Genomic DNA, 13,307 nt, shown 5'->3' with positions numbered 1-13,307 from the left:
GCCGAGTGATCGGCCGCGTGCCAGGTCCTGTGGAGCAGTTGGTTAGCTCGCCACCCTGTCAAGGTGGAGGTCGCGGGTTCAAGTCCCGTCAGGATCGCAGAAACGTCAGGGCCCGTATCCCGCAAGGGATACGGGCCCTGACGCGTTGTCGGTTCCGGCAGCCCCCGGCCATGCGGACGCGCTCCGCCACCTCGTGATCACGCGGGGCTCACAGCGCCGCTGGAGGCGCCTCAGGCGGCCCCGGCCGACCTCCCGGACCCCCAAGGCCACCCCTCGCGCCCACGGGCCTTCCAGGGCCACTGCGGCGGCTCGGGGTGCACATCGCCCAGAGGGGAGAAATCCCCCATTCGCATGAGGCGCTCTGCGCGGGACATCCCTTTACGGGGTGCATTGCCGGATGTACAAGAGCCATCAGGTGTGACGGGAGTCACCACACGAGTTTTCGGGAGTCGCGCGTTTATCGGAGCCCTACGCCCGCTCGATTTAATATGTGCAATGGCACCTACCCGGGCAGGCGCCTCCGGGGACAAAAAAATCGCGCTGGACCCGGCGGAGTCCAGCGCGATCGACGACTGCGCCTGTTGGGGCAGGCCCTGCCGTGTGAAGCTGTGTGGGTTCATCGGATTGGGGGATCCGATGCGCACCCTTTAAAGCGGTGGTGCTGCGGGACCTCAGGCCTCGCTGCGCTGCTGCGGAATTCCCGCGAGCAGTGCGCGGACCTCGGCCTCGCGGTAACGGCGGTGTCCACCCAGGGTGCGGATGGACGTGAGCTTGCCGGCCTTGGCCCAGCGGGTAACCGTCTTCGGGTCCACGCGGAACATGGTGGCAACCTCAGCCGGGGTCAGCAGCGGCTCGGCATCAGGGGTGCGAGCGGTCATGAGCGGCCTCCTCGGGAGAACCGAACCATCTCGGTTCTTTCCTCTAAATTCTGCACCTTGGCCCACGTTGCCCGAAATGGACATACGCAGGCCGAGTCGGTTATAGGACGAACGGCTTGTCCTCGGCACTACAACTACACCATCCGTCCAGCCTCGACGGCCAAACCGATGGAATTGCCCTCCGAGGTGTTCATCAGCGGCGGAAGCCGATGGACCGCCCTATAACGGACAGTCACCCCACTGTGACGATCAGTCACAGAGCGATCAGGAGTCGTCAGACCCCCCATAGAGTGCAATACCGAGCATTCCGCCCTTAGTTGGGCGGAAGGAACCCTCCCCGGACTCCTTGTCCTATTTTGGCATGAGGATAGGGGATGGGCGCAAGGGTGTGGATAGTGCGGTCCGTCACGCTTGAGCCAATGGCCCGGATCGGGACGTAGGTCCTGGAACAAAGACCCTAATACCGTGATCAAGCCCCTGATCTGCGACTTGTGGGCCATTCGGCCGATCATGACCGATACGGGCGATACGTGTAGCGTCCGAACGGGTTCCGAACAGGTACGTCCATGATCTACGCAGACCCCGCCTCCGGAAAGGGTCAAGGCTGCCTCTAGTTCGCGAAAAGTCTCTCCCTCACCGTCCTCCAGCGCCGGGCCAGTTCCCCGTACACCGCCACCGCACCCTCCTCGTCCCCCGCGCGGAGGGCCGCGATCCCCTCCGCGAGGTCGCGGGCCGACCGGTCCTCGGCCAGTGCGTCAGCCGGGAGGGTGTGGAGCAGCCCGCCGTAGTCCAGTTCGACCATCGACCTCGGGTGGAACTCCTCCAGCCAGCGCCCGACCTCCGCCAGCCCCTCGGCCAGCGGCCCGTACCCCGGCCGCCCCCGGTCCTCCGCCTCGCGCAGCGTCCGCAGCCCCCGCGCGAGCCGGCGCCGCGCCTGCACCATCGGCGTCCGGTACCGCAGCCGCTCCCCCGGCAGGTACTCCCGCTCCTCGTCCGCCACCAGCACGAACCAGCGCAGCGGCACCTGCCACACCCCGGTCCGGATCCACGGCCGCGCGTCGGGGTTCCGCTCGCGCCAGGCCTCGTACTCCGCGGCGGCCCTGCGCCGGGCCGACGGCGGCAGCGCCGCGTCCAGCACCGGCGCCGGGAAGCTCGCCACCAGCTCCTCCAGGGCCAGCCACCCGCGCAGCCGCGTCCGCCACGGGCACACCAGCAGCACCCCGTCCAGCTCGGCGGTGAAGGCGTCCCCGCTCTCGTGCACGGGCACGCCGACCACCGGGACCCGGACCAAGTCGGACAGGGACCGCCGCAGTTCGTCCTGCGCGGTCGGCGCGGGGCCGCGCCGGGCATACGCCGCCCAGTGCGTGCGCTCGGGCTCCGGAAAGGAGGCCAGGGGCTCGTAGATCCTCAGGTAGGACGCGTACGGGACCATCGGCGCGGGCCGCGCCGACGGCGGCCGGAGGTCGGGGGATTCGCTCACCCCCTCGTCCTCCCCGCTTTGGCGCCCCGGTTCACCTCCAACTCGCGGACGGGAAAGGCCGTCCGGCGACCGGGGCGGCACCCGCGCCGGACCCCGGGGCGTTCCGATCCCCGGACAACGGCCACCAGCGCCCGCCGCAGGTCTTACTCTGCTCCCAGCGCGCCCTCCCCCACCCGCAGGGCGGGCGTCTTTCCGCCGCATCTCTTCCATGGGAGTCACCACCGTGACCGAAATGACCGACGGCGTCCTGCACACCCTGTTCCGCAGTGAGCAGGGCGGCCACGAGCAAGTCGTGCTGTGCCAGGACCGGGCCACCGGACTCAAGGCCGTCATCGCCATCCACTCCACCGCCCTGGGCCCCGCCCTCGGCGGCACGCGCTTCCACGCGTACGCCTCGGACGAGGAGGCCGTCCGGGACGCGCTGAACCTCTCGCGCGGCATGTCGTACAAGAACGCCCTCGCCGGTCTCGACCTCGGCGGCGGCAAGGCCGTGATCATCGGCGACCCGGCCGTCCTGAAGAGCGAGGAACTGCTGCTGGCCTACGGCCGCTTCGTGGAGTCCCTCGGCGGCCGCTACGTCACCGCCTGCGACGTCGGCACGTACGTCGCCGACATGGACGTCGTCGCCCGCGAGACCCGCTGGGCCACCGGCCGCTCCCCCGAGAACGGCGGCGCCGGCGACTCCTCGGTGCTCACCGCGTTCGGCGTCTTCCAGGGCATGCGCGCCAGCGCCCAGCACCTGTGGGGCGACCCGACCCTGCGCGGCCGCAAGGTCGGCGTCGCGGGCGTCGGCAAGGTCGGCCGCCACCTGGTGGAGCACCTCCTGGAGGACGGGGCCGAGGTCGTGATCACGGACGTCCGCGAGGAGTCCGTGCGCGAGATCCTCGACAAGCACCCCGGCGGCAGGGTCTCGGCCGTCGCCGACACCGAGGCGCTGATCCGCACCGAGGGCATGGACATCTACGCCCCCTGCGCGCTCGGCGGCGCCCTGAACGACGCCTCCGTCCCGGTGCTCACGGCCTCGGTCGTGTGCGGCGCGGCCAACAACCAGCTGGCCCACCCGGGCGTGGAGAAGGACCTCGCGGACCGCGGGATCCTCTACGCCCCGGACTACGTGGTCAACGCGGGCGGCGTGATCCAGGTCGCCGACGAGCTGCACGGCTTCGACTTCGACCGGTGCAAGGCCAAGGCCTCGAAGATCTTCGACACCACGCTGGCGATATTCGCACGTGCGAAGAAAGACGGCATCCCGCCGGCCGCCGCGGCCGACCGGATCGCCGAGCAGCGGATGGCCGACGCCCTCGCCGCGCGCGCGGCGGCCCGCAAGGCATAGCCCCGCCGGGGTCCGGGCAGACGCCCGCCTGACCCCGGCCGGGGACCCGCCGGAGCGCGGCGAGACGGAACTCACTGCGCTTCGGCGGGTCGGCGGCCAGGAAAGCGTTAAAATCGCAGCTGACCAGCGAGTACGGGGTGTCCCGCTGGTTCTGTGGAGAGGCACGTCATGCGGGCGGCGTACCGTATGGCCGCGGAAGCAGGTACCGTTAAACCCCTACGGACGGTCTCTCCACGGAGAGCCCGCTCCGAACCATGAACGCGTGTCAGACTCTGGGGCCGTCGAGCCCCGTCACCGAGGGGGTCGAGCCATGGGGCGCGGCCGGGCCAAGGCCAAGCAGACAAAGGTCGCCCGCCAGCTGAAGTACAACAGCGGCGGGACCGACCTGACGCGTCTGGCCAATGAGCTGGGCGCATCGCCGACAGAGCCGCTGATCAGCGCGCCGGTCGAAGTCGATGACGATCTGGACGACGACGACCCGTACGCCAAGTACGCGGATCTCTACAACGATGACGACGAGGACGAGGACGACGAGTCCGGTCCGACGGCGCACCGTCGTGGGGCCTGACGCGCAGCACCTCTGCTTCGGGCATCTGCACAGGCCGGCTCCTGCCGGCTGACAGCTCAAGAACGTCGAAACCCGGTCCAGGGCCTTGCCCCGGACCGGGTTTCCGCGCTGCTCAGACCGCGTAGTCGCCGGTCAGGGTCGCACCCTCGGTGTGGTCGCCCCGGTCGAGGATCTCGCCGGCGACCCAGGCCTCGACGCCCCGGTCGGCCAGGGCGGTCAGGGCCACGTCCACCGACTCCTGCGGGACCACGGCCATCATGCCGACGCCCATGTTCAGGGTCTTCTCCAGCTCCAGCCGCTCCACGTTCCCGGCCTTGCCGACCAGGTCGAAGACCGCACCCGGGGTCCAGGTCGAGCGGTCGACCGTGGCGTGCAGGTGGTCGGGGATGACCCGGGCCAGGTTCGCGGCGAGGCCGCCGCCGGTGATGTGCGAGTACGCGTGGACCTCGGCCGTACGGGTGAGGGCCAGGCAGTCCAGCGAGTAGATCTTGGTCGGCTCCAGCAGCTCCTCGCCGAGGGTCCGGCCGAACTCCTCGACGTGCTGGTCGAGGGACATCCCGGCGCGGTCGAAGAGGACGTGCCGGACGAGCGAGTACCCGTTCGAGTGAAGGCCGGACGAAGCCATCGCGATGACGGCGTCCCCCGTACGGATGCGATCGGCGCCGAGGAGGCGGTCGTACTCGACCACGCCGGTGCCGGCGCCCGCGACGTCGAAGTCGTCCGGGCCGAGCAGGCCGGGGTGCTCGGCGGTCTCGCCGCCGACCAGGGCGCAGCCGGCGAGGACGCAGCCCTCGGCGATGCCCTTGACGATGGCCGCGACGCGCTCGGGGTGGACCTTGCCGACGCAGATGTAGTCCGTCATGAAGAGCGGCTCGGCGCCGCAGACGACGATGTCGTCCATGACCATGGCGACCAGGTCGTGGCCGATGGTGTCGTACACGCCCATCTGGCGGGCGATGTCCACCTTGGTGCCGACGCCGTCCGTGGCCGAGGCCAGCAGGGGGCGCTCGTAGCGCTTGAGGGCGGAGGCGTCGAAGAGGCCGGCGAAGCCGCCGAGGCCGCCCAGGACCTCGGGGCGCTGCGTCTTCTTCACCCACTCCTTCATCAGCTCGACGGCGCGGTCGCCCGCTTCGATGTCGACGCCGGCGGCTGCGTAGCTGGCCCCGGTGGTCTTCTCAGTCATGACAGGCGAGAGCTTTCGTGTCGTTGCTGCGTGTGGTGCCGGGCCCCGGGAGAAGCCTCAAAGACAGGGCTCGGCGCAGGTGGAGCCGGGCCGGCCCGGGAAGGGCCGGCCCACGGGCCTACGGGCGGCGGAGCGCGTCGGCGGCGTCGGTGCCGCCCGCGAGCTCGTTCTCCAGGAGCTGCTTGCCCAGGAGCTGCGGGTCGGGCAGCTCCATGGGGTACTCGCCGTCGAAGCAGGCGCGGCAGAGGTTGGGCTTCTGGATGGTGGTCGCCTCGATCATCGCGTCGAGCGAGATGTACGAGAGCGAGTCGGCGCCCAGCGACGTGGCGATCTCGTCGACCGTCATGCCGTTGGCGATCAGCTCGGCCCGGGTGGCGAAGTCGATGCCGAAGAAGCACGGCCACTTCACCGGCGGCGAGGAGATCCGGATGTGGACCTCGGCCGCGCCGGCCTCGCGGAGCATCTTCACGAGGGCGCGCTGGGTGTTGCCGCGGACGATCGAGTCGTCGACGACGACGAGGCGCTTGCCCCGGATGACTTCCTTGAGCGGGTTGAGCTTGAGGCGGATGCCGAGCTGGCGGATCGTCTGCGAGGGCTGGATGAAGGTCCGGCCGACGTAGGCGTTCTTGACCAGGCCGGAGCCGTACGGGATCCCGCTGGCCTCGGCGTAGCCGACGGCGGCGGGCGTGCCGGATTCCGGCGTCGCTATCACCAGGTCGGCGTCGACCGGGGCTTCCTTGGCGAGGCGCCGGCCCATCTCGACGCGCGAGAGGTAGACGTTGCGGCCGGCGATGTCGGTGTCCGGGCGCGCCAGGTAGACGTACTCGAACACACAGCCCTTGGGCTTCGCTTCTGCGAAGCGCGAGGTGCGCAGGCCGTTCTCGTCGATCGCGATGAGCTCGCCCGGCTCGACCTCGCGGACGAAGCTGGCGCCCACGATGTCGAGTGCGGCGGTCTCGCTCGCGACCACCCAGCCGCGCTCCAGGCGGCCGAGGACCAGCGGGCGGATGCCCTGCGGGTCACGGGCGGTGTAGAGGGTTCCCTCGTCCATGAACACCAGCGAGAAGGCGCCCTTGACCTGGGGGAGGACCTTGGCGGCCGACTCCTCGATGGTCAGGGGCGTGCCGTCGTCGTCGGTCTGGCCGGCGAGGAGGGCGGTCACCAGGTCGGTGTCGTTGGTGGCCGCCACCTGGGTGGCGCGGCCGTCCTGACGGGGGAGGTCGGCGACCATCTCGGCGAGCTCGGCGGTGTTCACCAGGTTGCCGTTGTGACCCAGGGCGATCGAGCCGTGGGCGGTCGCCCTGAAAGTGGGCTGAGCGTTCTCCCAGACGGACGCTCCGGTGGTCGAGTAGCGGGCGTGACCGACCGCGATATGACCCTGGAGCGAACCGAGGGAGGTTTCGTCGAAGACCTGGGAAACGAGGCCCATGTCCTTGAAGACGAGGATCTGGGAACCGTTGCTCACAGCGATTCCCGCGGACTCTTGTCCGCGGTGCTGCAGTGCATACAGTCCGAAGTAGGTGAGCTTGGCGACCTCTTCACCCGGAGCCCAGACACCGAAGACGCCGCAAGCGTCCTGGGGGCCCTTCTCGCCGGGGAGCAGGTCGTGGTTGAGTCGTCCATCACCACGAGGCACGTTCCCGAGTGTAGGCGAGATCGACCACTGGTCCGAATTGGGGAAGGCCGGGAAATGTCACAGCACAGAGGGTGACCGGATGCCTCCGTCTCGGTATTCGGATCTTTTGTTGACATCTACGAGGGCATTCGTACAGGCTCTCGCCCCATGCAGCCCCTCGGTGACCGTGCCGTCACCCTCGTAGAGCGCCGACACGTGGACCTGGTCCGTGTCGCGAGCGCCATCTGTCGCCGCTGCGCGTAGTCACAACTCTTCCTCCCTTTTCCTGATTTCGCTCCGCCGTGCCCCGCTCCGCCGTGCCGCGCGCCGTCCCGTGCGCGCCCGGGGCGTAGGCTGCCGAGCCCTGTCCTGGAGTATTCGTGTCTTCGTCCAACAGCAAGCTGTCCCGCCGTGCCTTCGGAGGTGCCGTCGGAGCGACCGCGGCGGCCGCCGCCGCGGGCCTGGGCGCCGGTCCGGCGCACGCCGCCGAGGCCCCTGGTGCGGCCCCTCGGGAGCGCGCGTTCCGCGCCGCGCGGGGCCGCCACTCGCGGCGCCCGAACATCCTGTTCATCCTGGGCGACGACCTCGGCTGGGCCGATCTGTCCTCGTACGGGTCCCCGCACATCAAGACCCCGAACCTGGACCGCCTCGCCCGCGAGGGGGTCCGCTTCACGGACGCCTACTCCGGCTCCGCCACCTGCTCCCCGACCCGCTTCAGCCTGTACACCGGCCGGTACCCGGCCCGTACGAAGGGCGGTCTGGCGGAGCCGATCGCCGACAAGTCGGCCGGACTGGAGCCCACGCACCCCACCCTCGCCTCGCTGCTGCGCGCCGGCGGGTACGCCACCGCGCTGATCGGCAAGTGGCACTGCGGCTACCTGCCGGACTACAGCCCCACCCGGTCGGGCTGGGAGGAGTTCTTCGGGAACTTCGGCGGGGCGCTGGAGTACTACTCCAAGCTGGGCCTGGGCGGCGAGTACGACCTGTACGAGGGCGACGCCGAGTACAAGGACCTGCGCTACTACACGAGGATCATCACGGAGCGGGCGAGCGAGTACGTCTCGCGCGACCACCACGGCAAGCCCTGGCTGCTGAACCTGAACTTCACCACCCCGCACTGGCCGTGGATCGCCGAGGGGGACACCGCGGAGAGCGCCGGGATCGTCCGGCGGATCAAGGCGGGCGACGCCCGGGCGCTGTGGCACCAGGACGGCGGCTCGGTGGAGAAGTACCGGCAGATGGTGGAGGACCTGGACCGCTCGGTGGGCCAGGTGCTGGACGCGCTGAAGCGCTCGGGCCAGGAGGAGGACACCCTGGTCGTCTTCTCCAGCGACAACGGCGGCGAGCGCTTCTCCTACAACTGGCCGCTCTCCGGCAACAAGGCCTCCCTCCAGGAGGGCGGGATCAGGGTGCCGAACATCCTGCGCTGGCCCGCCCGGATCGACGGCGGCCAGGTCAGCCGGGTCCCGGTGTTCAGCCCCGACTGGACGGCGACCCTGCTGGAGGTCGCCGGGGCCCGCCCGGACCCGGCGTACCCGCTGGACGGGGTGAGCCTGGCCGGGTACCTGCTGCGCGGCGAGGGGATCGCCGAGCGCGACCTGTTCTGGCGGGTGCGCGGGGAGCGGGCGCTGCGCCGGGGCGACTGGAAGTACTACCGCGGCAGGTCGGGCCGGGACCAGCTGTTCGACCTGGCCGGGGACGTGCGCGAGCAGGCCGACCGGGCCGCCGCGGAACCGGGCCGCCTGGCGGAGCTGCGGGCGGCCTGGGAGAAGACGGACGCGGGGCTGCTCCCGTACCCGGCCTGAGCCCGCTCACTCGGCGGCCGAGGCCGCCTCGGCGGTCAGGGTCCGGCCGTCGGCGGCCGTGAGGGTGAGGGTGCGCCCGTGGATCTTCCAGGCGAGCGGGCCCGCGCCGAACAGGCCGGTGAGCGTCCGCTCGACCTCGCCGGGCGGGCCCTCGCACGCCATGCGGGTACTGGTGACCGGGCCGAAGGTGACGGTGTTGCCCGTGACGGCGGCCGGGGCGCTGAACCGGTTGCAGCCGAGGCTGCCGCCGGCGGTGCCGTCGGGGGCCAGGGTGAACCGGGCCCGGTCGGCCGCTCCGGCGGGGACCGGGGCGCCGGACAGGGCGGTCACGGTCCAGTCGGTCACGGTCAGCGGGGCGGCGGCGGCCGGTTCCGGGGCCGTGGCGGTGATCCGGCCGGTCACGGGGATGCCGCTCCCGCCCTGCGGGGCCGCCGTGCAGCCGGTCAGCGCCGCCAGGACGAGGACCAGCCCTGCGGCGGCGGGCCCGGCGGGGTGCCTGAGGATGCGCATGCCGCTGGGACGGGCCCGGGCTGCCTCCGGTTCCACCTCAGCTCATCAGCGGCAGCAGCCCGGACAGGTCGGCCCGCTCGCCGCCGGCGCTGACCCGGGCCTCCTCCAGGGCCTCGGCCCAGCCGGTCCGGCCGGTGGCGAGCCGGAGCCAGGTCAGCGGGTCGGTCTCGACCACGTTGGGCGGGGTGCCGCGGGTGTGCCGGGGGCCCTCGACGCACTGGACCACGGCGAAGGGCGGGATCCGCACCTCCACCGCCCCGCCGGGCGCCTTCACGGCGAGGGCGTCGGCGAGCAGCCGGGTGCAGGCGGCCAGGGCCTGCCGCTCCAGGGGGATGTCCAGGCCGGTGGCCCGGTTCAGGTCGTCGGTGTGCACCACGAGCTCCACGGTCCGGGTGACCAGGAAGTCGGCGAGGGTCATGTCCCCGATCCACAGGTGCATCACCCGGCTGCCGGGGTTCGCCTCCAGGGCCTCGGCCATCCGCGCGCCCGCCCGCTCGAACAGCTCGGCGAGCGGGGCGCCGGCCAGGGTCTCCCGGGCGGCCTCGGAGATCTTCCCGGCGAGGGAGGCGGTGGCGAAGGGCCACTCGACGGCGCTCAGCTCGGCGATGGCGGCCGGCGGCCGGGCCAGCCCCCCGGCCAGCGAGTCCGCGATCCAGGCGATGTGCCCGGCGAGGTCCCCGACGCTCCACTCCCCGACCCCGCTGGGCCGCGCGAGCTCCGCCGCCCCCAAGTCCCGCACGGCTGCGGCGACATGCCCGAACTGGGCGGTGACGGCCGCGCGGATCTTCGCTTGGTCGTAGGTACGCGTCTTCTTCTTCCCGGGCGCCATGCCCCGACCCTACTGGGGGAGGCTCAGCCCCCGTGCAGCCTCGGCGTGCGGCCGTCGCGGCGGCGTAGGCCCTGAACACCTCGTCGAGCCGGGCTCGCCGCCAACCGGTCCCGGGAACGGCCGGGCCCCCGTCCGGACGGGCCGGACGGGGGCTCGGTGCGGCGGGCGCCGGGGCGGGATCAGGCCAGGAGGGCCGGGATCGTGGCCTCGTGGGCCTCGCGGAGTTCCGCCAGGGGGAGGGTGAACTCGCCCTGGACCTCGATCTCCTCGCCGTCCACCACGCCGATGCGGGTGGCGGGGAGGCCCCGCGCGCCGCACATGTCGGTGAAGCGGAGCTCCTCGCTGCGCGGGACCGACACGATGGCGCGGCCCGCGGACTCGGAGAACAGGAAGGTGAACGCGTCCAGGCCCTCGGGGACGACGATCCGCGCACCGTTGCCGCCCTTGAGGCAGGACTCGGTGAGCGCCTGGATCACGCCGCCGTCGGACAGGTCGTGCGCGGCGTCGATCATGCCGTCGCGCGAGGCCGAGATCAGGATGTCGGCCAGGAGCTTCTCGCGGCCCAGGTCCACCTTGGGCGGCAGGCCGCCGAGGTGGTCGTGGACGACCTGGGACCACGCCGAGCCGCCGAACTCCTCGGCCGTGTCGCCCAGCAGGTACAGCAGCTGGCCGGTCTCCTTGAACGCCATCGGCGTGCGGCGGTTGACGTCGTCGATGACGCCGAGGACCGCCACGACCGGCGTCGGGTGGATCGCGACGTCGCCCGTCTGGTTGTAGAGGGAGACGTTGCCGCCGGTCACCGGGGTGCCCAGCTCCAGGCAGCCGTCCGCGAGGCCGCGGGTGGCCTCGGCGAACTGCCACATGACGCCCGGGTCCTCGGGGGAGCCGAAGTTCAGGCAGTCGGAGATGGCCAGCGGCTTGGCGCCGGTCGCGGCGACGTTGCGGTACGCCTCGGCCAGGGCCAGCTGCGCGCCCGTGTACGGGTCGAGCTTGGCGTAGCGGCCGTTGCCGTCGGTGGCCATGGCGACGCCGAGGTTGGACTCCTCGTCGATGCGGACCATGCCCGCGTCCTCGGGCTGCGCCAGGACGGTGTTGCCCTGCACGAAGCGGTCGTACTGGTCGGTGACCCAGGACTTGGAGGCCTGGTTCGGGGAGGAGACCAGGGCCAGGACCTGCGCGCGGAGCTCCTCGGAGGTCTGCGGGCGGGGCAGCAGGCCCGCGTCGTCGGCCTGGAGGGCGTCCTGCCACTCGGGGCGGGCGTAGGGGCGGTGGTAGACCGGGCCCTCGTGGGCGACGGTGCCCGGGGGCACGTCCACGATCTGCTCGCCGTGCCAGAAGATCTCCAGGCGCTCGCCGTCGGTCACCTCACCGATGACGGTGGCGATGACGTCCCACTTCTCGCAGATCTCCATGAAGCGGGCGACGTGCTGCGGCTCGACGATCGCGCACATGCGCTCCTGCGACTCGCTCATGAGGATCTCCTCGGGCGAGAGCGTCGCGTCGCGCAGCGGGACGGTGTCCAGCTCGACCCGCATGCCGCCGGAACCGGCCGAGGCCAGCTCGGAGGTGGCGCAGGAGAGCCCGGCGCCGCCGAGGTCCTGGATGCCCGCGACCAGCTTCTCCTTGAAGATCTCCAGGGTGCACTCGATGAGGAGCTTCTCCTGGAAGGGGTCGCCGACCTGGACCGCGGGGCGCTTGGTGGGCTTGCTGTCGTCGAAGGTCTCCGAGGCCAGCACGGACACGCCGCCGATGCCGTCGCCGCCCGTGCGGGCGCCGTAGAGGATGACCTTGTTGCCGGGGCCGGAGGCCTTGGCGAGGTGGATGTCCTCGTGCTTCATCACGCCGATGCAGCCGGCGTTGACCAGCGGGTTGCCCTGGTAGCAGGCGTCGAAGACGACCTCGCCGCCGATGTTGGGCAGGCCCAGACAGTTGCCGTAGCCGCCGATGCCCGCGACGACGCCCGGCAGGACGCGCTTGGTGTCGGGGTGGTCGGCGGCGCCGAAGCGCAGCGGGTCCACGACGGCGACCGGGCGGGCGCCCATGGCGAGGATGTCGCGGACGATGCCGCCGACGCCGGTGGCCGCGCCCTGGTAGGGCTCGATGTACGACGGGTGGTTGTGCGACTCGACCTTGAAGGTGACCGCGTAGCCCTGGCCGACGTCGACGACGCCGGCGTTCTCGCCGATGCCGACGAGCATGGCGTCGTTCTCGGGGGCCTTCTCGCCGAACTGCTTCAGGTGGACCTTGCTGCTCTTGTACGAGCAGTGCTCGGACCACATGACGGAGTACATGGCGAGCTCGGCGCCGGTGGGACGGCGGCCGAGGATCTCGCGGATCCGGGCGTACTCGTCCTCCTTGAGGCCGAGTTCCTTCCAGGGCTGGGAGGCGTCCGGGGTCTCGGTGGCGTTCTTTACGGTGTCGAGGCTCATGCGCTGACCAGCTTCTTCAGGACCGACGTGAAGAACGGGAGGCCGTCGGTGCGGCCGGTCCCGATCAGCGGCTCGACCGCGTGCTCGGGGTGCGGCATCAGGCCGACGACGTTGCCCTCGGCGTTGGTGATCCCGGCGATGTCGCGCAGCGAGCCGTTCGGGTTCATGTCCACGTACCGGAAGGCCACTCGGCCTTCGGCCTCCAGTTCGTCGAGCGTGCGCTCGTCGGCGACGTACCGGCCGTCCATGTTCTTGAGCGGGACCGAGATCTCCTGGCCCTGCTCGTAGTCGCCGGTCCAGGCGGTCTGCGCGTTCTCCACGCGCAGCTTCTGGTCGCGGCAGATGAAGTGGAGGTGGTTGTTGCGGAGCATCGCCCCCGGCAGCAGGTGGGCCTCGGTGAGGACCTGGAAGCCGTTGCAGATGCCGAGGACCGGCATGCCGGCCCTGGCCTGCTCGGTGATGGTCTCCATCACCGGCGAGAAGCGGGAGATGGCCCCGGCGCGCAGGTAGTCCCCGTAGGAGAAGCCGCCCGCGAGGACGACCGCGTCGACCTGGTGCAGGTCCTTGTCGCGGTGCCACAGCGAGACCGGCTCGGCCCCCGCGAGGCGGACGGCGCGCAGCGAGTCACGGTCGTCGAGCGTTCCGGGGAACGTGACGACACCGATGCGAGTGGTCAC

General features: G+C 71.3%; 12 protein-coding genes and 1 tRNA gene. 5 read left to right on the top strand and 8 right to left on the bottom strand.

Annotation, left to right across the window (positions count from 1 at the left end):
- The first annotated feature begins 23 nt into the window (after window positions 1–23).
- A tRNA-Asp gene (locus tag B4U46_RS18690) sits at window positions 24–97 on the top strand.
- Window positions 98–671: 574 nt separating this feature from the next.
- Here B4U46_RS18690 and bldC read toward each other — a convergent pair.
- Together bldC and B4U46_RS18680 are read right to left on the bottom strand one after the other, a co-directional pair.
- Window positions 672–878, bottom strand: coding sequence for a developmental transcriptional regulator BldC (bldC, locus tag B4U46_RS18685; protein WP_003949541.1), 207 nt, complete (start codon window positions 876–878; stop codon window positions 672–674).
- A 610-nt stretch (window positions 879–1,488) separates the two neighbouring features.
- Window positions 1,489–2,310 carry a hypothetical protein gene (locus B4U46_RS18680; protein ID WP_079431844.1) on the bottom strand — a complete coding sequence of 274 codons (822 nt, stop codon included), beginning with the start codon at window positions 2,308–2,310 and terminating at the stop codon, window positions 1,489–1,491.
- A gap of 271 nt (window positions 2,311–2,581) precedes the next feature.
- Here B4U46_RS18680 and B4U46_RS18675 point away from each other — a divergent pair, with 271 nt between their 5' ends.
- Window positions 2,582–3,691 (top strand): Leu/Phe/Val dehydrogenase, encoded by a 1,110-nt coding sequence (locus B4U46_RS18675; RefSeq protein ID WP_079428908.1) that lies wholly within the window; start codon window positions 2,582–2,584, stop codon window positions 3,689–3,691.
- A 310-nt stretch (window positions 3,692–4,001) separates the two neighbouring features.
- Complete coding sequence (locus B4U46_RS18670; RefSeq protein WP_079428907.1) at window positions 4,002–4,259, top strand: DUF3073 domain-containing protein; 258 nt, start codon at window positions 4,002–4,004, stop codon at window positions 4,257–4,259.
- A 112-nt stretch (window positions 4,260–4,371) separates the two neighbouring features.
- On the opposite strand, the gene purM is transcribed toward B4U46_RS18670, so the two are convergent.
- Entirely contained in the window at window positions 4,372–5,442 is a 1,071-nt protein-coding gene (gene purM, locus B4U46_RS18665; protein ID WP_079428906.1) for a phosphoribosylformylglycinamidine cyclo-ligase, read from the bottom strand.
- A gap of 118 nt (window positions 5,443–5,560) precedes the next feature.
- The gene (gene purF / locus B4U46_RS18660) at window positions 5,561–7,078 is read right to left on the bottom strand and encodes an amidophosphoribosyltransferase (protein ID WP_079428904.1); all 1,518 of its coding nucleotides are present in this window, start codon (window positions 7,076–7,078) and stop codon (window positions 5,561–5,563) included.
- Window positions 7,079–7,225: 147 nt separating this feature from the next.
- Here purF and B4U46_RS40630 point away from each other — a divergent pair, with 147 nt between their 5' ends.
- Together B4U46_RS40630 and B4U46_RS18655 are read left to right on the top strand one after the other, a co-directional pair.
- Window positions 7,226–7,321, top strand: coding sequence for a putative leader peptide (locus B4U46_RS40630; protein ID WP_323188240.1), 96 nt, complete (start codon window positions 7,226–7,228; stop codon window positions 7,319–7,321).
- A 116-nt stretch (window positions 7,322–7,437) separates the two neighbouring features.
- Window positions 7,438–8,862: a sulfatase gene (locus B4U46_RS18655; RefSeq protein ID WP_079428902.1), complete on the top strand. Its 1,425-nt coding sequence runs from the start codon at window positions 7,438–7,440 to the stop codon at window positions 8,860–8,862.
- A 6-nt stretch (window positions 8,863–8,868) separates the two neighbouring features.
- Here B4U46_RS18655 and B4U46_RS18650 read toward each other — a convergent pair whose 3' ends face one another.
- The 4 genes from B4U46_RS18650 to purQ all read right to left on the bottom strand — a co-directional run bounded on the left by B4U46_RS18650 (window position 8,869) and on the right by purQ (window position 13,307).
- Window positions 8,869–9,408, bottom strand: coding sequence for an META domain-containing protein (locus B4U46_RS18650; protein WP_079428900.1), 540 nt, complete (start codon window positions 9,406–9,408; stop codon window positions 8,869–8,871).
- Between the two features lies 1 nt (window position 9,409).
- The gene (locus B4U46_RS18645) at window positions 9,410–10,201 is read right to left on the bottom strand and encodes a maleylpyruvate isomerase family mycothiol-dependent enzyme (protein ID WP_079428898.1); all 792 of its coding nucleotides are present in this window, start codon (window positions 10,199–10,201) and stop codon (window positions 9,410–9,412) included.
- A 179-nt stretch (window positions 10,202–10,380) separates the two neighbouring features.
- Complete coding sequence (gene purL / locus B4U46_RS18640; protein WP_079428896.1) at window positions 10,381–12,630, bottom strand: phosphoribosylformylglycinamidine synthase subunit PurL; 2,250 nt, start codon at window positions 12,628–12,630, stop codon at window positions 10,381–10,383.
- Window positions 12,627–13,307: a phosphoribosylformylglycinamidine synthase subunit PurQ gene (purQ, locus tag B4U46_RS18635; RefSeq protein ID WP_079428894.1), complete on the bottom strand. Its 681-nt coding sequence runs from the start codon at window positions 13,305–13,307 to the stop codon at window positions 12,627–12,629. Before purQ ends, purL begins: the two co-directional genes overlap by 4 nt.

Source organism: Streptomyces katrae, assembly GCF_002028425.1.
In the GTDB taxonomy this organism is placed as follows: domain Bacteria; phylum Actinomycetota; class Actinomycetes; order Streptomycetales; family Streptomycetaceae; genus Streptomyces; species Streptomyces katrae_A.
This window is presented reverse-complemented; position numbering and strand designations above follow the sequence as displayed.